General features: G+C 47.7%; 26 protein-coding genes and 1 tRNA gene. 24 read left to right on the top strand and 3 right to left on the bottom strand.

The window, feature by feature from the left end; all coding sequences use genetic code 11:
- Positions 1-65: 65 nt before the first annotated feature.
- The 17 genes from Q0Z62_RS05835 to Q0Z62_RS05755 all read left to right on the top strand — a co-directional run bounded on the left by Q0Z62_RS05835 (position 66) and on the right by Q0Z62_RS05755 (position 11,738).
- Positions 66-827, top strand: coding sequence for an ABC transporter ATP-binding protein (locus Q0Z62_RS05835; protein ID WP_298052015.1), 762 nt, complete (start codon positions 66-68; stop codon positions 825-827).
- A gap of 2 nt (positions 828-829) precedes the next feature.
- Positions 830-1,675: an ABC transporter permease gene (locus Q0Z62_RS05830; protein ID WP_298052012.1), complete on the top strand. Its 846-nt coding sequence runs from the start codon at positions 830-832 to the stop codon at positions 1,673-1,675.
- A 4-nt stretch (positions 1,676-1,679) separates the two neighbouring features.
- Positions 1,680-1,919, top strand: a complete 240-nt coding sequence (locus Q0Z62_RS05825; protein ID WP_269900843.1) for a BolA family protein — start codon at positions 1,680-1,682, stop codon at positions 1,917-1,919.
- Positions 1,919-3,181, top strand: a complete 1,263-nt coding sequence (gene murA, locus Q0Z62_RS05820; protein WP_298052009.1) for a UDP-N-acetylglucosamine 1-carboxyvinyltransferase — start codon at positions 1,919-1,921, stop codon at positions 3,179-3,181. The genes Q0Z62_RS05825 and murA overlap by 1 nt, the downstream gene beginning before the upstream one ends.
- Positions 3,178-3,864, top strand: coding sequence for an ATP phosphoribosyltransferase (hisG, locus tag Q0Z62_RS05815; protein ID WP_269900845.1), 687 nt, complete (start codon positions 3,178-3,180; stop codon positions 3,862-3,864). The genes murA and hisG overlap by 4 nt, the downstream gene beginning before the upstream one ends.
- Positions 3,865-3,915: 51 nt before the next feature.
- Entirely contained in the window at positions 3,916-5,220 is a 1,305-nt protein-coding gene (gene hisD / locus Q0Z62_RS05810; protein ID WP_298052004.1) for a histidinol dehydrogenase, read from the top strand.
- A 15-nt stretch (positions 5,221-5,235) separates the two neighbouring features.
- On the top strand, positions 5,236-5,823 hold the full coding sequence (gene hisB, locus Q0Z62_RS05805; protein ID WP_269900847.1) for an imidazoleglycerol-phosphate dehydratase HisB: 588 nt from the start codon (positions 5,236-5,238) through the stop codon (positions 5,821-5,823).
- 40 nt (positions 5,824-5,863) lie between these two features.
- Positions 5,864-6,604: a 1-(5-phosphoribosyl)-5-[(5-phosphoribosylamino)methylideneamino]imidazole-4-carboxamide isomerase gene (gene hisA / locus Q0Z62_RS05800; RefSeq protein WP_269900848.1), complete on the top strand. Its 741-nt coding sequence runs from the start codon at positions 5,864-5,866 to the stop codon at positions 6,602-6,604.
- Positions 6,601-7,377, top strand: coding sequence for an imidazole glycerol phosphate synthase subunit HisF (hisF, locus tag Q0Z62_RS05795; protein ID WP_269900849.1), 777 nt, complete (start codon positions 6,601-6,603; stop codon positions 7,375-7,377). Before hisA ends, hisF begins: the two co-directional genes overlap by 4 nt.
- Entirely contained in the window at positions 7,374-7,772 is a 399-nt protein-coding gene (gene hisI, locus Q0Z62_RS05790; protein WP_269900850.1) for a phosphoribosyl-AMP cyclohydrolase, read from the top strand. The genes hisF and hisI overlap by 4 nt, the downstream gene beginning before the upstream one ends.
- Entirely contained in the window at positions 7,769-8,104 is a 336-nt protein-coding gene (locus Q0Z62_RS05785) for a phosphoribosyl-ATP diphosphatase (protein WP_269900851.1), read from the top strand. Before hisI ends, Q0Z62_RS05785 begins: the two co-directional genes overlap by 4 nt.
- An 80-nt stretch (positions 8,105-8,184) precedes the next feature.
- Positions 8,185-8,553 carry a histidine triad nucleotide-binding protein gene (locus Q0Z62_RS05780; protein WP_269900852.1) on the top strand — a complete coding sequence of 123 codons (369 nt, stop codon included), beginning with the start codon at positions 8,185-8,187 and terminating at the stop codon, positions 8,551-8,553.
- A 12-nt stretch (positions 8,554-8,565) separates the two neighbouring features.
- The gene (tatA, locus tag Q0Z62_RS05775; RefSeq protein WP_269900853.1) at positions 8,566-8,796 is read left to right on the top strand and encodes a Sec-independent protein translocase subunit TatA; all 231 of its coding nucleotides are present in this window, start codon (positions 8,566-8,568) and stop codon (positions 8,794-8,796) included.
- A gap of 18 nt (positions 8,797-8,814) precedes the next feature.
- Positions 8,815-9,228 carry a Sec-independent protein translocase protein TatB gene (tatB, locus tag Q0Z62_RS05770; RefSeq protein ID WP_269900854.1) on the top strand — a complete coding sequence of 138 codons (414 nt, stop codon included), beginning with the start codon at positions 8,815-8,817 and terminating at the stop codon, positions 9,226-9,228.
- Positions 9,225-9,977, top strand: coding sequence for a twin-arginine translocase subunit TatC (gene tatC, locus Q0Z62_RS05765; protein WP_269900855.1), 753 nt, complete (start codon positions 9,225-9,227; stop codon positions 9,975-9,977). The genes tatB and tatC overlap by 4 nt, the downstream gene beginning before the upstream one ends.
- A gap of 125 nt (positions 9,978-10,102) precedes the next feature.
- Positions 10,103-11,329 (top strand): sulfite oxidase, encoded by a 1,227-nt coding sequence (locus tag Q0Z62_RS05760; RefSeq protein WP_298051993.1) that lies wholly within the window; start codon positions 10,103-10,105, stop codon positions 11,327-11,329.
- A gap of 82 nt (positions 11,330-11,411) precedes the next feature.
- The gene (locus Q0Z62_RS05755; protein ID WP_269900857.1) at positions 11,412-11,738 is read left to right on the top strand and encodes a cytochrome c; all 327 of its coding nucleotides are present in this window, start codon (positions 11,412-11,414) and stop codon (positions 11,736-11,738) included.
- 82 nt (positions 11,739-11,820) lie between these two features.
- Here the strand turns inward: Q0Z62_RS05755 and Q0Z62_RS05750 are convergent, their stop codons facing one another.
- Positions 11,821-12,528, bottom strand: coding sequence for an alpha/beta hydrolase (locus Q0Z62_RS05750; RefSeq protein WP_298051988.1), 708 nt, complete (start codon positions 12,526-12,528; stop codon positions 11,821-11,823).
- A gap of 32 nt (positions 12,529-12,560) precedes the next feature.
- Here Q0Z62_RS05750 and Q0Z62_RS05745 point away from each other — a divergent pair, with 32 nt between their 5' ends.
- Positions 12,561-13,337 carry a Nif3-like dinuclear metal center hexameric protein gene (locus Q0Z62_RS05745; protein ID WP_298051986.1) on the top strand — a complete coding sequence of 259 codons (777 nt, stop codon included), beginning with the start codon at positions 12,561-12,563 and terminating at the stop codon, positions 13,335-13,337.
- A gap of 55 nt (positions 13,338-13,392) precedes the next feature.
- Here Q0Z62_RS05745 and mscL read toward each other — a convergent pair whose 3' ends face one another.
- Complete coding sequence (mscL, locus tag Q0Z62_RS05740; protein ID WP_269900860.1) at positions 13,393-13,860, bottom strand: large conductance mechanosensitive channel protein MscL; 468 nt, start codon at positions 13,858-13,860, stop codon at positions 13,393-13,395.
- Positions 13,861-13,984: 124 nt separating this feature from the next.
- Between mscL and petA the strand changes: the two genes are divergently transcribed.
- The 6 genes from petA to Q0Z62_RS05710 all read left to right on the top strand — a co-directional run bounded on the left by petA (position 13,985) and on the right by Q0Z62_RS05710 (position 18,207).
- Positions 13,985-14,632 carry a ubiquinol-cytochrome c reductase iron-sulfur subunit gene (petA, locus tag Q0Z62_RS05735; RefSeq protein ID WP_298051981.1) on the top strand — a complete coding sequence of 216 codons (648 nt, stop codon included), beginning with the start codon at positions 13,985-13,987 and terminating at the stop codon, positions 14,630-14,632.
- A 48-nt stretch (positions 14,633-14,680) separates the two neighbouring features.
- A complete protein-coding gene (locus Q0Z62_RS05730) occupies positions 14,681-16,066 on the top strand; it encodes a cytochrome bc complex cytochrome b subunit (RefSeq protein ID WP_269900862.1) in 1,386 nt (461 codons plus the stop codon).
- Positions 16,067-16,085: 19 nt separating this feature from the next.
- Positions 16,086-16,940, top strand: coding sequence for a cytochrome c1 (locus tag Q0Z62_RS05725; protein WP_269900863.1), 855 nt, complete (start codon positions 16,086-16,088; stop codon positions 16,938-16,940).
- A gap of 132 nt (positions 16,941-17,072) precedes the next feature.
- Positions 17,073-17,681 carry a glutathione S-transferase N-terminal domain-containing protein gene (locus tag Q0Z62_RS05720; protein ID WP_269900864.1) on the top strand — a complete coding sequence of 203 codons (609 nt, stop codon included), beginning with the start codon at positions 17,073-17,075 and terminating at the stop codon, positions 17,679-17,681.
- A 1-nt stretch (position 17,682) separates the two neighbouring features.
- Complete coding sequence (locus tag Q0Z62_RS05715) at positions 17,683-18,090, top strand: ClpXP protease specificity-enhancing factor (protein WP_269900865.1); 408 nt, start codon at positions 17,683-17,685, stop codon at positions 18,088-18,090.
- A 41-nt stretch (positions 18,091-18,131) separates the two neighbouring features.
- Positions 18,132-18,207, top strand: a tRNA-Thr gene (locus tag Q0Z62_RS05710).
- Positions 18,208-18,379: 172 nt separating this feature from the next.
- Here the strand turns inward: Q0Z62_RS05710 and Q0Z62_RS05705 are convergent.
- The coding region (locus Q0Z62_RS05705; RefSeq protein ID WP_298052040.1) for an integrase core domain-containing protein at positions 18,380-18,532 on the bottom strand (153 nt) is incomplete at its 5' end.

Raw genomic sequence — 18,532 nt, 5'->3', positions numbered from 1 at the left:
TTTTCGCTGCGCTCATTTATAATGGAAGTCTGGCTCATGGTGAGCCAGATTTTTATTGTGTATCTATGTCTGCAATTAAATTAGAAAACGTCTCCAAAATCTTTCCTCCTGAAAAAAAAGGACTGTTCGGCAAAGCCAACGGCCCCAGTTTTCAGGCACTTAAAGACATCAACCTGACGGTAGAGCACGGTGAGTTTTTCGGCTTATTAGGCCCTAACGGTGCAGGTAAAACCACCATGATCTCGATCTTGGCAGGCTTATCACAAGCAACCCGTGGGCAAGCCAGCATCTGTGGTTACGATGTCATTCACGATTACAAAAACTCCCGACGAGCCTTAGGCGTTGTGCCTCAAGAAATCGTCTATGATCCTTTTTTTACCGTGCGAGAAACCCTTCGTCTGCAGTCCGGCTATTTTGGCATGCGTAATAACGACGACTGGATTGATGAAATTCTGCATAACTTAGGTCTATCTGACAAAAACGACACTAACATGCGCGCCCTCTCTGGCGGCATGAAACGTCGTGTTCTTGTTGCTCAGGCCCTCGTTCATCGTCCTCCTGTGATTATTCTTGACGAACCTACCGCAGGGGTGGACGTAGATTTACGTCGTAGTCTTTGGGAGTTCATTTCACGATTAAATCGTGAAGGTCACACCATCTTATTGACCACTCACTACCTCGAAGAGGCCGAGGCCTTATGTGGCCGTATTGCCATGTTGAAATCTGGCGAAATCGTTGCTCTAGACACCACAGCAGCCCTATTAGAACGTGTAGGCGGTGATGATCTCGAAGACGCCTTTGTTCGCATTATGCATACAGAAAAGTAACTATGACTCAACCTGTAAAACATTGGGGTGTGCCCGCACCCACCGATAGCTCGCGGGTCAATCAGCCAATCATGCAAGCCCAGCCTGCTATGGGGTCCGGTTTCCCCACCCTATTTCGCAAAGAAATGCTGCGCTTTTTTAAAGTTGGCTTTCAAACTGTGGCGGCCCCTGTACTTACCGCCTTGTTATATCTGTTGATTTTTGCGCATGTACTCGAAGACCGAGTCCATGTTTTTGACTCTATCCCGTATACCGCTTTCTTGATTCCGGGATTGATGATGATGAGTATGTTGCAAAATGCCTTTGCTAACCCCTCATCCTCCCTGATTCAAAGCCGTATCACAGGGAACTTAGTCTTTATTTTGCTGCCACCTATTTCGCATCGTGAAATTTATTTTGCTTATGTAGGTGCAGCCATCATTCGCGGGTTAACCGTCGGTATTTTCGTTTGGCTTGTTTCCCTATTTTTTGTACGACTTCCTGTTGCAAATCCATTGTGGGTCATTAGCTTTGCCGTCTTATCTTGCGGTATTATGGGCTCTCTAGGCGTTATTGCCGGATTGTGGTCAGAAAAATTTGATCAACTCGCCGCTTTCCAGAATTTTTTAATCATGCCTGCGACTTTTTTATCCGGCGTGTTTTACTCTATACACAGTCTGCCCGCTTTCTGGCAGGCTGTCTCACACTGGAACCCTATCTTTTATACGATAGATGGTTTTCGTTACGGTTTTTTCGCCGCCTCAGACGTCTCGCCATGGCATAGTCTTGCCGTCGTAGGCTCTGTGTTTGCGGTACTTTGTTTCTTATCGCTACGCCTGCTTGCTTCAGGCTATAAATTACGGAATTAATACTATGTTGCCGACACCCGAACTCGTACAAACGTACATTGCCGACAACTTAAACTGTGAGCACCTCGAAGTCCAAGGCGATGGTTCTCACTTTGAGGCTATTATCGTTAGTCCTGCCTTTGAAGGCAAAAATCGTATCCAGCGTCACCAAGTTGTCTATGCGGCACTGGGTGATCGCATGAAAAGCGAAATTCATGCCCTCTCTATGCGCACCTACACCCCCGAAGAATACAAGGCTCTATAATGGATAAATTACGCATCACCGGTGGCCAGAAACTCCACGGGGACATTACAATTTCTGGCGCCAAGAATGCGGCGTTACCTATACTTTGTGCCAGTTTGCTCACGGCAGACGATATACAACTGCACAACGTACCTCGGTTACGCGATATTGATACAGCCTGTAAACTACTTGCTCAACTCGGCGTAACGGCTCAGGTCGATGGGGAAAACATCACCCTTAACGCCGGTCAAATCACTAGCCTCGAAGCCCCTTACGAATTGGTAAAAACCATGCGGGCTTCCATTTTAGTTTTAGGCCCATTACTGGCTCGCTTTGGCGAAGCCCGCGTTAGCCTTCCCGGCGGCTGTGCCATTGGCCAACGCCCTGTTGACCAACACATCAAAGGTCTACGAGCCATGGGCGCAACTATCGAACTAGAACACGGTTTTGTGGTTGCCAAAGCTAAACGCCTCAAAGGGGCGTCTATACGCACCGATATGGTCACAGTGACTGGCACTGAAAACCTACTAATGGCTGCGGCTCTTGCCGAGGGCGAAACCATCCTAGAAAATGCTGCCCAAGAACCTGAAATCGTTGATTTAGCCGAACTGCTAATCAAAATGGGTGCGCGTATTTCCGGTCATGGTACCGAACGCATCGTGATTCAGGGCGTAGAAAAACTACACGGCGCAACCCATTCCATCATTCCAGATCGTATCGAAACCGGCACGTTCCTGTGCGCAGTCGGCGCAACGGGCGGCGAACTCATGCTGCACAACACCGCTGCAACCACGATGCAATCTACCTTAGATAAACTACGTAAATCAGGCATAGACATTGAGTGCGGTGATAACTGGATTCGAGGTCGTATGACACAACGCCCTCAGGCCGTTAGCTTCAGCACTGCCGAGCACCCTGGTTTTCCTACAGATATGCAAGCTCAACTGATGGCCCTGAACTGTATGGCTAATGGCACTGCTGTCATCGTAGAAAATATCTTTGAAAATCGGTTCATGCATGTACAGGAACTGATTCGCCTTGGCGCTAAAATCGAAACCGAAGGCCATACCGCCCATGTAAAAGGGGTAAACCAACTGTTTGGTGCTCGCGTTATGGCAACCGACCTACGCGCCTCTGCCAGCCTTGTTATCGCTGGCTTAGCCGCCCAAGGCGATACTATTATTGATCGTATTTATCACTTAGATCGCGGTTACGACCGCATGGAAAATAAACTCGCAGCCGTTGGCGCTCAGATTGAACGTCTACGTCAGGAATCCCTATGAGTCCCGCTAATCCAAACCGCCCATTGACCTTAGCATTATCAAAAGGTCGCATTTTTGACGACACCCTACCCCTGCTCAATCAGGCCGGTATCGAAGTCCTAGAAAACCCAGAAACCTCGCGCAAATTGATCTTGCCAACTAACTCGCCCGATATACAAATTATTATCGTGCGCGCTACCGATGTGCCTACTTATGTGCAATATGGTGCTGCTCATATTGGTATTGCGGGTAAAGATGTTCTGCACGAGCACATGGAGCAACACCCTGGCGGTTTGTATCAGCCTGTAGACTTAAATATTGCTCGCTGTCGCATGTCTGTTGCTGTACCCGAAGGCTTTGACTATCACAGTGCTGTTAAACAAGGCTCACGCCTACGTGTTGCAACAAAATACACACGTGCAGCCCGTGAACACTTTGCCAGTAAAGGCGTGTATATTGATCTTATTAAGCTCTATGGCTCTATGGAGCTTGCGCCTTTGGTCGGCTTGGCCGATGCCATCGTGGATTTGGTATCTACAGGCGGCACGTTGCGTGCAAACCGCTTAGTCGAGGTCGAGGAAATCTCTCAAATTTCCTCTCGTTTGATTATCAATCAAGCAGCCATGAAGACACGCCAAGCGCAACTACAACCGTTAATTGACACCTTAATGCACGCAGCGGTCGATCCAAAAAACCAAAACTAGGCGATTCGATATACACTAACCTTACGTATTTGCTTTGGAATCCCCTTTGTTATGTCCGTTATTCGTCGTTTGCAGTCCGATACTGCCAGTTTTTCTACCGACCTGCGTCAACTACTAGCCTTCGAGGCCACCCAAGACGCTTCTATTGAAAACGCCTGTAGAGACATTCTGCATCAAATCCGCCAACGTGGTGATGCCGCTTTAATCGAATACACCCATCGTTTTGATGGTGTACAGGTACAACATGCAGCCGATCTAGAAATCGGACACGACGAACTACAGCATGCTTTGGATACGCTTCCTGCCGATCAGCGTGCAGCCCTAGAGGCCGCAGCGCAGCGTATACGTCAGTACCACGAACATCAACGTGGTAAAAGCTGGACTTACACCGAGGACGACGGCACGACCTTAGGTCAACAGGTGACCCCCTTAGACCGTGTGGGCTTATATGTACCCGGCGGAAAAGCCGCTTACCCCTCTTCGGTGTTGATGAATGCCCTTCCCGCTAAGGTAGCCGGGGTTAGAGAACTCATCATGGTTACCCCCACCCCTAAAGGCGAACGCAATCAGTTGGTTTTGGCTGCCGCTGCCCTCAGTGGTGTAGACAAGGTCTACTCGATTGGTGGTGCTCAGGCAGTAGGTGCTTTAGCTTATGGTACAGAAACCATTCAACCCGTAGATAAAATTGTGGGTCCAGGTAACGCGTATGTCGCCGAAGCCAAACGTCGCGTTTTTGGTACAGTTGGCATCGACATGATTGCTGGTCCAAGCGAAATTCTCATCATCGCAGATGGGAGCGCCCCAGCAGAATGGGTCGCCATGGACTTGTTCTCTCAGGCCGAGCATGATGAGTTAGCCCAATCCATTCTATTAAGCCCAAATGCCGATTATTTGGATGCAGTAGAAAACGCCATCGTAGCGCTTTTGCCCACGATGCCTCGCGCCGATATTATTCGTAAAAGCTTGGCCGACCGTGGCGCACTTATCTTAGTTAAAGATCTTCCCGAGGCCTGCGAAGTAGCTAACTTCATTGCCCCCGAGCACCTAGAGATCTCTACCGTAAACCCTGAAACCTGGCTTGAACACATTCGTCATGCTGGGGCTATATTTCTTGGCCACTACAGCTCTGAATCTCTCGGAGACTACTGTGCAGGGCCCAATCATGTTCTACCCACTTCTCGCACTGCGCGTTTTTCCTCACCCCTTGGTGTCTATGATTTCCAAAAACGCAGCAGTATTATTCAAGTGTCACAATCTGGCGCCCAAACATTAGGCCCTATTGCTGCAACTCTAGCCAAAGGCGAGGGCTTATATGCTCACGCCGCAAGTGCCGAATACCGGCTCCAGAACTCTTAACTTATCTTAATTACTATGCGTACTGCCGAAGTTACTCGTAATACCAGCGAAACCCGTATTCGCGTGTCTCTTAATTTGGATGGTACAGGTCGCCAAAGCCTAAACAGTGGTGTCCCGTTTTTGGATCATATGCTGGACCAAATTGCCCGTCATGGCATGATTGATTTAGATATTCACTGTGATGGCGACACACAGATTGATGACCACCATACCGTTGAAGACATTGGTATTACACTAGGCCAAGCCGTGGCAAAAGCCATTGGCGATAAAGCCGGTATTCGTCGCTATGGTCATGCCTACGTTCCTATGGACGAGGCGCTATCACGCGTTGCGATTGATTTCTCAGGTCGTCCTGGTTTATTTTATTTTGTGGACTTTACCCGTGCTCGCATTGGTAATTTTGATGTGGACTTAGCCCGTGAGTTCTTCCAAGGCTTTGTTAACCATGCCAACGCAACCGTTCACATTGATAACCTACGTGGTTTAAATGCTCACCACCAGTGCGAAACCATTTTTAAGGCTTTTGGCCGTGCAGTACGCATGGCACTGGAATTGGACCCACGTAGTGAAAACGTGATTCCTTCCACCAAAGGTGTTCTTTAATCCCAGCCCGTTAATTTTACGCTTTTATCGACTCTACATCATGTTACTCATTCCTGCCATCGACCTTAAAGACGGACGTTGTGTACGCTTGCGCCAAGGCGCCTTAGATGACGTTACAGTATTTTCTGATGACCCAGCAGCCATTGCCGAACAATGGTTAGATCAGGGCGCTCGCCGTCTGCATTTGGTCGACTTAAACGGCGCTTTTGCTGGAAAACCAGTAAACAAAGAGGCCATTGCCGCTATTTTAGATGCGGTTAATGACGAAATCCCCGTACAAATTGGCGGTGGCATTCGCGATTTAGACACCATTGAAACTTACTTAGACATGGGCATGCGCTATGTCATTATTGGCACCGCAGCCGTAAAAAGCCCTGGTTTTTTACGTGATGCATGTAGTGCATTCCCTGGCAGCATTATCGTGGGCTTAGATGCTCGCGATGGCAAAGTCGCTACTGATGGCTGGAGCAAAGTCTCACGTCATGATGTATTAGACCTAGCCAAAAAGTTCGAAGACTACGGCTGTGAGTCCATCATTTACACTGACATTGGTCGTGATGGCATGCTCTCTGGCGTCAACCTTGAAGCCACTGTGCGTCTAGCTCAACATGTCAATATCCCTGTAATAGCCTCTGGCGGCGTCACCGACATCAAAGACATTCAACAGCTCTGCGAAGTCGAAAACGAGGGCGTTGAAGGCGTGATTTTAGGTCGTAGTATCTACGAAGGCACCTTGGATTTCGCCAAGGCGCAAACCTTTGTTGACGAGTACGAAGCATGAAATCTGACCAATCTTGCCGTATTATCCCCTGCCTTGATGTAAACGCGGGTCGCGTTGTTAAAGGCGTAAATTTTGTCGATTTAGTCGATGCAGGGGACCCCGTTGAAATTGCACGTCGCTATGAAGAACAAGGTGCGGATGAACTCACCTTGCTTGATATTTCTGCTACCACAGAAAACCGTGACTCCATTTACTCTATTGTCTCTGAAGTCGCGCAAAGCATCTCTATACCACTCACTGTAGGTGGTGGTGTACGTGAGGTCTCTGATATACAGCGCCTAATGGATGCAGGTGCAAGCCGCGTGTCTATCAATAGTGCCGCCATCACGAATCCTGACCTAATCAAAGCCGCCAGTGAAAAGTTTGGTAAAAACAGTATCATTGTCGCTATTGATGCCCGTTTAAGCTCCGCTGAAGGCCAACCTAAAGCTTGGGAAATTTATACCCATGGTGGTCAGCGTGCCACAGGCATTGATGCCGTCGAATGGGCTCAACGCATGGAATCCTTAGGGGCAGGTGAATTACTTGTCACCAGTATGGATAAAGACGGGACTAAATCAGGCTTTGATTTAGCGCTCACCCGTGCGATTGCCGATGCCGTAACTATTCCAGTCACTGCCTCAGGTGGTGTAGGCAATCTTCAAGACTTAGCGGATGGTGTATTAAAAGGGGGTGCCTCTGCGGTATTGGCAGCCAGTATTTTTCACTATGGTGAACATACTATCGCTGAAGCCAAATCATTCTTGTCCGATCAGGGCATAACAGTACGATGACATCCTCCTGGTTAAAACAAGTGCGTTTTGACAGCAATGGCCTTATCCCGGCCATTGCTCAAGACCATCTCACCGGCAAAATTCTGATGGTGGCATGGATGAACGCCGAATCTCTAGCCCAAACCGTTGCCTCGCAGCGTGCCGTATACTGGTCTAGGTCTAGACAACGTTTATGGCGCAAAGGCGAAGAATCAGGTCATCATCAATCCGTCAAAGACATTCGTTTAGACTGCGATGCAGATGTGATTCTACTTACCATCGAGCAACATGGTGATATTGCGTGCCATACCGGCCGCAATAGCTGCTTTTATCAACGACTCAACACCGATGGTGATACACCCACATGGGAAATCACTGAACCAGTCCTTAAAGATCCGGATTCTATTTACTCATGAATGCTGATTTAGTGTTAACTGAACTCATGGCTGTATTAGCATCACGCCTACCCAAAGCAGGCGGTGATCCAGATAGCTCCTATGTGGCCAAACTGTATGCCAAAGGCCCGGATGCTTTTTTGAAAAAAATCGGCGAAGAAGCCACTGAATTAGTCATGGCTGCCAAAGATCAAAATCATCAAGCTATCGTTAACGAGACAGCAGACCTCTGGTTTCATACTTTAGTCGCTTTGAACTATTATGATGTTAATCCTAAAGAGATTTTCGCTGAACTAGCTAAACGCCAAGGTATTTCCGGTTTAGTCGAAAAAGCAAGCCGCCCACAATCCTAATGTGGCACAATACACTACTGAAATAGTCGTGTTAACTAATAATCTAATTACGAAGGTGTGTCATACACCCCATTGCACACATGAGTCAAAACTGCTTATTTTGCAAAATAGTAGAGGGCAGCATTCCCTCTACTAAAGTTTACGAGGACGATGAGTTCATCGCCTTCAAAGACATTAACCCCGTGGCTCCAGTCCATATCTTGCTGGTTCCTAAACACCATATTGTCTCCATGCAACAGGTCACAGGCGATGATGCTATGTGGTTGGGCAAAATGATGACTTTAGTACCTAAAATCGCTGCCGAAAATGGCTGTCGTGCAGGTGCCGAAGGTGGCTATCGTCTGGTCATCAACAGCGGAAAAGACGGTGGGCAGGAAATCGATCACCTACATTTACATATTCTTGGGGGCCCACGCCCTTGGAAAACCACAGCAACAGCAGTTGCATAACGGAGGCCCACCATGGGTAGTTTTAGTATTTGGCATTGGCTAGTAGTTCTTGTTATTGTTGCACTCGTTTTCGGCACAAAAAAATTGCGTAACATCGGCGAAGACCTAGGTGGCGCGGTAAAAGGCTTCAAAAAAGGCATCAAAGAAGCCGAAAGCGAAGACCTACCAACAAAGCAAGTTGCTGACCAACACAATACCGTCGAAGTTCAAGCAAAAGAAAAGCAAGACGTATCTAATAACTAATGCGTCTCATTCAAAACTATGTTTGATATCAGCTTTAGTGAACTTCTGCTTATCGGAGTGGTGGCTCTCGTGGTCTTAGGACCCGAGCGCCTACCACGCGTCGCCCGTACTGTAGGGCATATGTTCGGTCGCGCCCAGCGTTACATGAATGACGTTAAAAGCGATATTCAACGCGAAATTGACTTAGACGAGATCAATTCCATTAAAAAACAAATGGAAGACGCGTCTTCATCAATTAAACAATCAGTCAATCAATTTGGGAATCAAATCAAAGATCCTCTCGCCGAGGCCAGAGACGCGGTAAATGAATTGGGCAAAGACACCGAAAAAGTCGCTCAATCCATTACCGATAGCAGCAAAATCGATTCCCAGAAAAAAGAGCCTGAACCGGCCCTCTCTTCTGACGTTAGTGTAGATGGTAAAAAAGAATGACAGCACCTGCTAACGATACCTTCGTCTCTCACCTAGTCGAGTTACGCTCACGCCTTCTTAAGGCCGTTGTTAGCGTCTTAGCGGTGTTCTTTGTACTGTTCTTGTACCCTGGGCCATCCGTCATTTATGACTTTCTGGCCCAACCCATGCTGGCCTCCTTACCTCAAGGCACTCGAATGATCGCCACAGGGGTAATTACGCCATTTATGGTTCCAGTCAAAGTCACCTTACTCACTTCTTTTGTGATTGCTCTACCCGTCGTTTTATATCAGGCTTGGGCTTTTATAGCGCCTGGCCTCTATATACACGAAAAACGCCTTGCCCTACCGTTGATTTTTTCCAGCACACTGCTATTCATCACCGGTATGGCCTTTAGCTATTTTGTAGTCTTTAAAACCGTTTTCCATTTCATCGCTGCATTTGCACCCGAGTCCATCACTCCTGCACCTGATATCGAGGCCTACCTCAATTTTGTAATGACCATGTTTATCGCATTTGGTATTACTTTCGAGGTCCCCATTGCGGTGGTATTGCTCGTTAAAACGGGGCTAACAACTGTTAAAAAGCTACGAGAAGTCCGAGGCTATGTCATTGTAGGCTCATTTGTTATTGCTGCTGTCGTCACTCCGCCTGATGTAATCAGTCAGTTTTTGTTAGCTGGCCCATTATGTTTACTCTACGAGGTCGGAATTATCTGCGCTAATTTAATTAAAAAGCCGGATGCCATCGACATCGAGCAAGAAGCCTAAAGCGAAAAATAACGGAACTTTTAGTTCCGTTATTGCGTTATATACTAGGGTTATATCGCCTATTACTTTTATATCTTTCACCTTATGCTTTACGCCTAAAGCAACTAGACTACACAAGGTGAAATATGAATACGGTAAACGTGTCTCGTCGTACACTATTAACCAGTACAGGCGGCGCCATCGGCCTCGCTTCTATCGGTGCATTTGGCGCCCTTAGCCCCGCAGCTAAAGCCTTAGCTTCCACAACAAAAGACGCGGCTAAGCCTTTACCGGCCTACGCCAGCTGGAAAAACACAGATAGCCTCATTATCCATAGTGCTAACACCATGGAAACCAAACGCTCTGCTTTTGGCAGCGGCGTTATTACCCCATTAGACCGATTATTCGTTCGCAATAACATCGCGCCTCCCTCCGAAGACATCGTGGCTAACCCCGATGTCTGGGAGCTAAAAATCGAGGGCGTCAAAAATCCAACAACATTAACTGTAGCTGACCTTAAAACCATGGGTATGGCCTCTGTCGCTATGGTTTTACAATGTTCCGGTAACGGTCGCGCCTATTTCCCTGAAAAACCAAGTGGTACACAATGGACGGTAGGTGCTGCGGGCTGTGTCGTATTCACAGGTATCCCAGTAAAAACACTGCTTGAACAAGTCGGCGGCATGGTTGAGTCAGCCCAGTACATGACAGGTACAGGTGGTGAGCCTATCCCAGAGGGCCTAGACCCAAACACTATTCAAGTTGAACGCTCCGTCCCTCTCGAAGGCATCGAAGACGCACTCTTAGCGTGGGAAATCAATGGCGAACCTATCCCCCTAGCCCATGGTGGCCCTTTACGTATGGTGGTTCCTGGCTACACGGGCGTGAACAACGTGAAATACATCAAACGTTTAGCCTTCACCGAGGAGCAGTCCCCAGCCAATATCCAACAGTCAGGTTATCGCTTAGCCCCAATGGGCGAAAAAGGCGCTCCTGCCCACCAATCTGTATGGAAAATGCCTGTTAAGTCCTGGATTACTTATCCTGCAGGCGAAGCCGAGCAAACCGTTAAAGCCGGTAAAGTTCAAGTCCAAGGTTTAGCCATGGGCGGTACCTCTGAGGTAACTGGTGTAGAGGTTTCTCTTGATGGTGGTAAAAATTGGCAAAAAGCCGAATTTATTGGTCCTGATTTAGGCCCATACGCTTGGCGTCAATTTGTACTATCCACAGAACTAAAAGCGGGCGAATACTCAATCACTAGCCGTGCAACAAACAAAGCAGGCGATGTTCAGCCAGAAAATCGCCTAGAAAACAACCGTGGTTACTTAAATAATAGCTGGGCAGATCACGCTCTAACTATCACCGTAGCCTAACCTCTACGTATAACCCTGCATATACAACGACAGAAGGCTGACTTATCCTCGGCCTTCTACTCGTTTTACACACACAGAAATAATGCAAAAACTATCATCTTTACTTTTTTCAGCAGCTCTCTTGGCTGCTAGTCCTCTTTCTATGGCTGCAGATGCAGCTCAACTCGAAGAGGGCAAGCTTTTATTTAGCGCTAATGCGAAACCCATCGCCTGTGCCGTTTGTCACACGCTTGAGGATGCCGGTGCTGCCGGTACGATTGGCCCTGACTTAGACGAATTACAGCCTGATGCGGACCGCATTCGCAAAACAATGATGGAAGGCATGGGTGCTATGCCCTCGTTTGCCGATAGCCTCGAAGAATCCGAACGCGAAGCCATTATTCAATACGTGTTACACGCTACAAAATAGCCACAACACCCTCATGGGTACACATCCGTGATTGATGATGTACAAAACGCTCTCATTATCACCTCAGAGAGCGCGCTACCCCCTACTGCAGCAACCAAAGCTGCACTCTATCCCAAAAAGGCTGATTCGGATCTATCACCTCTCGGTGAGTTAGACGCTCTTCCCAATAGCTTATTTCATCCCCCATGAACACAGCCTGACGACAATAATCACGGGCATACTCTACCGGTACACGCTCATCTACACTGCCATGAACCACTAGCGTTCGTGTCTGCAGCGGTAATTGCGCGATCGGCGATGCCGACAAAAAGCATTCAGGAGCCTTTGCAGGGGAGCGCTGGAAAAAAGCCTGAGCTGCACTCTCACCTAAATGATCGTTATAAGCTCGGATTACATCAGTTACGGGAGCCAATGCCACCACAGCATCCATCAACGGTGCCGTTAGCAAGACTAACTGCCCCCCAACAGAATGCCCCACACTAATGACCCGATGCGCATAACCTTGTTGCAACGCTTGGTCTTTAGCACAGGCCATTGCAGCCTCTACGTCGTGCAAAATAGTTGGCCAATCTCCACCACAGTCTGCCCGTCTGTACTCCACATTTGCGACAGCCCAATCATTTTGCAAAAAATAATCTGCTAATGGGTCCATTAAATGTAAGTCATACGATTTACGCCAAAACCCTCCATGCACTAACACAATCGTGCCTTTCACCTGATCTTTAGAACAAATCGGCTCAAACCACTGTACAAATTGGGTGCTATCTGCTCCATACGTTAGAATCTGCATATCTGTCTCCTTTTCTTAGTTAGGTATTACACATGGCGAGTATAAACACCTCCACGCTACTACAATGGCTAGATCAATACTTAGAAGTCTCTCGCTTCAAGGATTACTGCCCTAATGGCTTACAGGTCGAAGGGGCTCCCACCGTACGTCATATTGTGACGGGGGTCACGGCATCCCAAGCTCTCTTAGAGGCCGCTGTTGAACGCGGTGCGGACACTGTATTGGTTCATCACGGTTGGTTTTGGAAAAATGAGGATGAACGCATTCGCGGTATGAAAAAAAAGCGTCTTGCCTTTGCCCTAAAACACGATCTAAATCTGATTGCGTATCATTTACCTTTAGATGCCCACCCTATTGTCGGCAATAACACTCAGCTTGCCCGGCAACTAGGACTTCGTCAGGATCTGGATGAGGAAGGTAGACCCGTTGGAATTGGCCCTAGCAACCTAATACAAACGGGCTATTTAGATCAGCCTGAAACCCTAGAAAACCTAGCAAAAAATATTTGTCAAAAATTGCAACGCAGCCCACTTGTTGTAGGAAATCCACAACAAATTATTCAACGTGTTGCTTGGTGTACCGGTGGAGCTCAAGGTTTTATGCAAGAAGCCATTGATGCAGGCGTCGACTTATATATCAGTGGCGAAGCCTCAGAACCGACTTTTCACTATGCTCAAGAGTCAGATACCGCCTATATCGGTGCAGGGCATCACGCCACCGAACGCTATGGTGTAAAAGCCTTAGGCGAAAAAATAGCTGAAAAGTTCGGCCTGAATGTCGATTTTTTAGACATAAACAACCCCATTTAATGTAATAAAGCCCGTATTACACGGGCTTTAATGTACAATTAGCGCGATTCACTCATTAAGCATTCTTGTTTTTTAAAGCATCGCGAATCTCGCGCAGCAACACCACGTCTTCTGGCGTAGGTGCAGGTGCAGCGGGTGCGGCGGCTTCTTCGTGTTGAACAGCTTGACGCATACGGTTAACCATCTTAACCATCAAAAAGACCACAAAGGCCAACAAAATAAAGTTGATAAAGATGGTCAAAAAGTTGCCCCAAGCCAATACGACAGCGCCTGCTGCATTTAGCTCATCTAACGTATGCGCACCGGTATAGCCTTCGGGTGTACGTAGTACGGTAAACTTATTGGCAAAATCGACTTCGCCGCCAAGGATAAAACTAATGATCGGCATGATCACATCCTTGACGATAGAATCAATGATTTTGCCAAAAGCACCACCGATAATTACGCCGACGGCTAGGTCAATCATATTGCCCTTAACGGCAAATTCGCGGAACTCTTTTAAAAAACCGGTGGTTTTACTCATATAAACCTCTTAATGACATCACAGAAAATTTGCTAACGCTATAATATATAGCTGCAATAACAATACCCAGACCAAGTCCGTAAATTGTGCTACGCCCAACGTGGGCAGGAATAAGGATACTAGAATGAGTCAGATTACGACACAGCCCAACGAAAACGGAGCGGAAGAAAATTCCATTCTCCCGTCCGACCCTTCGCGCCGTTTTTGGGTCACTACCGCCTGTGCGGTTGGTGGTGTCGCCGGTGTGGCTACCGCAGTCCCCTTCGTGGGCTCGTTTGCCCCTTCGGCTAAGGCCCGTGCTGCAGGCGCGCCCGTTGAAGTCGACATTTCTACACTAGCCCCAGGCGAAATGCGTACCGTAGAGTGGCGCGGCAATCCTATCTGGATTTTGCATCGTACTGAAGCCCAGCTAGCTGCTTTGAAAACCATCGACAACGAACTCGCCGACCCCCAATCAAATCGTCCCGGCTTCACTCCAGACTACGCTAAAAACGAATACCGTTCGCGCCGTCCCGAGATCTTCGTATGTATCGGAATTTGCACCCACTTAGGCTGCTCTCCTACCCCACGTTTAGACTCTGGCGCACAACCCGGCGTGCCCTCTAGCTGGACAGGTGGTTTTCTCTGCCCATGCCATGGCTCAACATTTGATCTCGCAGGTCGTGTCTTCACCAACAAACCTGCTCCCGATAACCTTGAGATCCCGCCTTATGAATTCTCTGCTGATGGTACTCGCATCATCATCGGTGTAGACGAAAACAACAAGGCCTAACAGGTAATTTACAATCTCATTACTTAAAAAGATTAAAGGAGCCGTTTCATGGCTGGCGACAAAACCGTTGAAACGACAGGTCTCTTAGGGTGGATAGATAGGCGCTTCCCGCTTAGCTCTCTCTACAAAGAGCACATGTCCGAATACTACGCGCCAAAGAACTTCAACTTTTGGTATTTCTTTGGTTCTTTAGCGTTACTCGTTCTTGTTATTCAAATCGTGACAGGTATTTTCCTTGTCATGAACTACAAACCAGATGCAGAACTCGCTTTTGCTTCGGTTGAATACATCATGCGCGAGGTGCCAGGTGGCTGGATTATCCGCTACATGCACTCAACTGGCGCATCTATGTTCTTCGTAGTTGTGTACTTACACATGCTACGTGGTCTTTTTTATGGTTCCTACCGTAAACCGCGCGAATTAGTGTGGATTTTCGGTGTGGCCATTTTCCTCTGTTTAATGGCCGAGGCCTTCCTGGGTTATTTACTACCCTGGGGTCAAATGTCCTACTGGGGCGCTCAAGTTATTGTGAACTTGTTTGCTGCTATCCCCTTTATCGGCCCTGAGCTCGCTATTTGGATTCGTGGTGACTACGTAGTTTCTGACGCCACTCTAAACCGCTTCTTTGCCCTACACGTCATCGCTATTCCTTTGGTGCTGATTGGCTTAGTAGCCGCTCACTTGATCGCTTTACACGAGGTTGGCTCTAACAACCCCGATGGCGTAGAGATCAAAGACGGTCCAAAAGACGAAAAAGGTATCCCTTTAGACGGTATCCCATTCCACCCTTACTACTCGGTACACGATATTGTAGGTGTGGCGGGCTTCCTCATTGTTTTTGCAGCAATCGTATTTTTTGCCCCAGAGATGGGCGGATACTTCTTGGAGTTCAATAACTTCATTCCTGCAGACTCCATGAAAACCCCTCCGCATATTGCTCCAGTGTGGTATTTCACCCCGTTCTACTCCATGTTGCGTGCAACCACTGACGACTTTACTTGGCTCTTAGCTGGTGCTTCGTTGTTGGCTGCTGTGGTATTCCTCATCAAAGGTCTACCTGGAAAAATGCGCTTCCTCGTGCCTGCCATCCTAATTGCCGTCGCTATCGCACTAAAAGTGTTTGACGCTAAATTCTGGGGTGTGGTTGCGATGGGTGGTACTGTAGTCATTCTGTTCTTCCTACCATGGCTAGATCAGAGCCCAGTTAAATCGATCCGTTACCGTCCTACATGGCATAAATTCTTGTACGCGGTATTCATGATCAATTTCGTGATGTTGGGCTATTTAGGTACACAACCCCCAAGCGACTTATTCAACTTGCTCAGCCAGATTGGTACGGTGATTTACCTTGCCTTCTTCTTCCTGATGCCTGTTTGGAGCCGCCTAGGCACCTTCAAGCCAGTTCCCGAGCGCGTAACTTTCCGCGCTCACTAAGGACCTTTTACGACACGGAATGACCATGATTAAAAAAATCCTTGGCGCGCTGGCTCTCACATTATCCATCGGTGGTGTTACTCACGCCGCTGATGGTGGTTACCCCATCGAGAGCGCCCCGAATCGCATCACTGATCTTGCTGCTTTGCAAAATGGTGCTAAGCTATTCGTTAACTACTGTTTGAACTGTCACAGCGCGAACTCCATGCGCTACAACAAATTAACCGACTTAGGTATCACCGAAGAAGAAATCAAGAAAAACTTGCTTTTCTCCTCTGATAAAGTGGGTTCTTTGATGTCTATCGCTATGTCGCCCGCTGACAGTAACAAATGGTTTGGTACGACTCCACCTGACTTATCGGTAATTGCTCGTGCAAAATCCGTTAACTTAGGCGCAAGCGGTACCGATTACATTTATACGTACCTACGCACGTTCTATCGGGACACAGCCCGTCCAACAGGCTGGGATAACCTGGTTTTCCCAAGCGTTGGTATGCCTCATGCTATGTGGCAAGCCCAAGGCCCTGTGACGACTCAACGCGTTAAAGTTGCTCAACAATCCGTTGATGGATCCGAGCAATGGGTACGTACAACAACAAATATCGACGAGCACGGTTTTCACGATGTGAAGACCGAGGTGCTAAATGGTTACACTGGCCCTGCCACTGAAACCGCCACCTTGACTCCGCTTGACCCACAACGTCAAGCTCAGTTCGATAGCGATGTTGCTGATCTGAGCAACTTCTTAGGCTGGATGGCTGAACCAGTGCAAACCCTACGCAAGCAAATTGGTGCTGGCGTTATGGTGTTCTTGTTCTTGTTCTTCTTTGTGGCCTGGCGCTTGAACAAAGTCTATTGGAAAGACATCAAATAATTTCCAATTTGCTCGTTATTCACTGTGCGTGCCTGCTCTTTTTTAGAGTAGGCCGCATTTCTGTTTAAGCCTTTTGGCTTTCTATTTAAGCCCACTGGCTTTTGAACTTTATTCACGACTGGAATCCATATTATGATGGTGCTCTACTCTGGAACCACTTGCCCCTTTTCACAACGCTGTCGTTTTGTGTTGTTCGAGAAAGGCATGGACTTCGAGGTTCGCGATATCGACTTGTACAACAAGCCCGAAGATATTTCCGTGATGAACCCTTACGGCCAGGTACCTATTCTGGTCGAGCGCGAACTCATTCTGTACGAATCCAACATCATCAACGAATACATTGATGAGCGTTTTCCTCACCCTCAGCTGATGCCCGCAGACCCAACTATGCGTGCTCGTACCCGTTTATTCTTGTTCAATTTTGAACGTGAGCTGTTCTCTCAAGTCGCTATCCTCGAAGACCGCAACGAAACAGACGCTAAAGTTCAAGAGCAAGCTCGTCAAAAAATTCGCGATGGCTTAGCCCAAATCGCCCCAATTTTGACTAAAAATAAATACATGCTTGGTGAAGAGTTCTCTATGCTAGATGTAGCGATCGCTCCTTTACTCTGGCGTCTGGATCACTACAATATTGAACTTCCTAAATCTGCAGCACCTATCCAAAAATATGGTGAGCGCGTGTTCTCTCGCCCTGCCTTTATCGAAGCTCTCACCCCCTCCGAAAAAGTGATGCGTCGCTAATATGCCGGAAAGTTCGACTAAACCCTATTTACTGCGTGCTCTACATGAGTGGTGTACAGACAACGGCTACACGCCCCACATTGTGGTGCACGTGGACGAAAACACCGTTGTACCCATGAGTCACGTTCAGGACGATCAAATCACCTTGAATATCGGCTTACTCGCTACCAATATGCTAAACCTAGGTAACGACTACATCGAGTTTCAAGCTCGCTTCAACGGCGTTACCGAAGACATCTTCGTTCCTGTGGCTGCTGTATCTGCTATTTTTGCACGCGAAACAGGTGCCGGTATGGGCTTTGAAGTCACTGACTCCAACCCTTATAGCGATGATCTATCCTCATCAAAAGACGATAATGCGCCCAAGGACCCGCCTCCAGCGCGCAGTCATTTGAAAATCGTAAAATAATGGTTGCTTTTAAAAAAAGGTAGTCATATAATAATGTTTTAGCCGGCTTAGCTCAGTTGGTAGAGCAGCGCACTTGTAATGCGAAGGTCGAGGGTTCAACTCCTTTAGCCGGCACCAGAATACATGCGGTTCTCCGCATTAAAAGGGTCACCAGAAATGGTGGCCCTTTTTGTTTTTGGGACAAATTTGGGACACTAAATTCATAGTTGTGAAATTAACGCACTAATTTTTGAAAATATTCCTATACCTAGTATCCATTAATTATTCAGGAGCTAGCGTAGACTTACCGTCAAGCGCACAGTTCATAACTAGAGACTTTTGCCGTTACGCATCGCTTAAATTCACTCGGCGGTAGATTGCCTAGTGATTCATGAGGTCGCTCTTCGTTATAACTTATCATCCAGGCCCAACTTAGCTCCCGTACTTGCGTTAAGCAAGAGAA

The sequence above is a fragment of the uncultured Paenalcaligenes sp. genome, from assembly GCF_947630565.1.
Classification (GTDB): domain Bacteria; phylum Pseudomonadota; class Gammaproteobacteria; order Burkholderiales; family Burkholderiaceae_B; genus Paenalcaligenes; species Paenalcaligenes faecalis.
This window is presented reverse-complemented; position numbering and strand designations above follow the sequence as displayed.

Excerpts from the sequence above, each read along its gene's own strand:
- Q0Z62_RS05745 (WP_298051986.1), top strand. The coding sequence starts at position 12,561 with ATGGCGAGTATAAACACCTCCACGCTACTACAATGGCTAGATCAATAC.
- Q0Z62_RS05785 (WP_269900851.1), top strand. The coding sequence starts at position 7,769 with ATGAATGCTGATTTAGTGTTAACTGAACTCATGGCTGTATTAGCATCA.
- Q0Z62_RS05835 (WP_298052015.1), top strand. The coding sequence starts at position 66 with ATGTCTGCAATTAAATTAGAAAACGTCTCCAAAATCTTTCCTCCTGAA.
- hisA (WP_269900848.1), top strand. The coding sequence starts at position 5,864 with ATGTTACTCATTCCTGCCATCGACCTTAAAGACGGACGTTGTGTACGC.
- Q0Z62_RS05715 (WP_269900865.1), top strand. The coding sequence starts at position 17,683 with ATGCCGGAAAGTTCGACTAAACCCTATTTACTGCGTGCTCTACATGAG.
- Q0Z62_RS05780 (WP_269900852.1), top strand. The coding sequence starts at position 8,185 with ATGAGTCAAAACTGCTTATTTTGCAAAATAGTAGAGGGCAGCATTCCC.
- Q0Z62_RS05825 (WP_269900843.1), top strand. The coding sequence starts at position 1,680 with ATGTTGCCGACACCCGAACTCGTACAAACGTACATTGCCGACAACTTA.
- tatA (WP_269900853.1), top strand. The coding sequence starts at position 8,566 with ATGGGTAGTTTTAGTATTTGGCATTGGCTAGTAGTTCTTGTTATTGTT.
- Q0Z62_RS05750 (WP_298051988.1), bottom strand. The coding sequence starts at position 12,528 with ATGCAGATTCTAACGTATGGAGCAGATAGCACCCAATTTGTACAGTGG.
- Q0Z62_RS05830 (WP_298052012.1), top strand. The coding sequence starts at position 830 with ATGACTCAACCTGTAAAACATTGGGGTGTGCCCGCACCCACCGATAGC.
- petA (WP_298051981.1), top strand. The coding sequence starts at position 13,985 with ATGAGTCAGATTACGACACAGCCCAACGAAAACGGAGCGGAAGAAAAT.
- tatC (WP_269900855.1), top strand. The coding sequence starts at position 9,225 with ATGACAGCACCTGCTAACGATACCTTCGTCTCTCACCTAGTCGAGTTA.
- Q0Z62_RS05755 (WP_269900857.1), top strand. The coding sequence starts at position 11,412 with ATGCAAAAACTATCATCTTTACTTTTTTCAGCAGCTCTCTTGGCTGCT.
- Q0Z62_RS05720 (WP_269900864.1), top strand. The coding sequence starts at position 17,073 with ATGATGGTGCTCTACTCTGGAACCACTTGCCCCTTTTCACAACGCTGT.
- mscL (WP_269900860.1), bottom strand. The coding sequence starts at position 13,860 with ATGAGTAAAACCACCGGTTTTTTAAAAGAGTTCCGCGAATTTGCCGTT.
- hisG (WP_269900845.1), top strand. The coding sequence starts at position 3,178 with ATGAGTCCCGCTAATCCAAACCGCCCATTGACCTTAGCATTATCAAAA.
- Q0Z62_RS05760 (WP_298051993.1), top strand. The coding sequence starts at position 10,103 with ATGAATACGGTAAACGTGTCTCGTCGTACACTATTAACCAGTACAGGC.
- tatB (WP_269900854.1), top strand. The coding sequence starts at position 8,815 with ATGTTTGATATCAGCTTTAGTGAACTTCTGCTTATCGGAGTGGTGGCT.
- murA (WP_298052009.1), top strand. The coding sequence starts at position 1,919 with ATGGATAAATTACGCATCACCGGTGGCCAGAAACTCCACGGGGACATT.
- hisI (WP_269900850.1), top strand. The coding sequence starts at position 7,374 with ATGACATCCTCCTGGTTAAAACAAGTGCGTTTTGACAGCAATGGCCTT.
- hisD (WP_298052004.1), top strand. The coding sequence starts at position 3,916 with ATGTCCGTTATTCGTCGTTTGCAGTCCGATACTGCCAGTTTTTCTACC.
- hisF (WP_269900849.1), top strand. The coding sequence starts at position 6,601 with ATGAAATCTGACCAATCTTGCCGTATTATCCCCTGCCTTGATGTAAAC.
- Q0Z62_RS05730 (WP_269900862.1), top strand. The coding sequence starts at position 14,681 with ATGGCTGGCGACAAAACCGTTGAAACGACAGGTCTCTTAGGGTGGATA.
- Q0Z62_RS05725 (WP_269900863.1), top strand. The coding sequence starts at position 16,086 with ATGACCATGATTAAAAAAATCCTTGGCGCGCTGGCTCTCACATTATCC.
- hisB (WP_269900847.1), top strand. The coding sequence starts at position 5,236 with ATGCGTACTGCCGAAGTTACTCGTAATACCAGCGAAACCCGTATTCGC.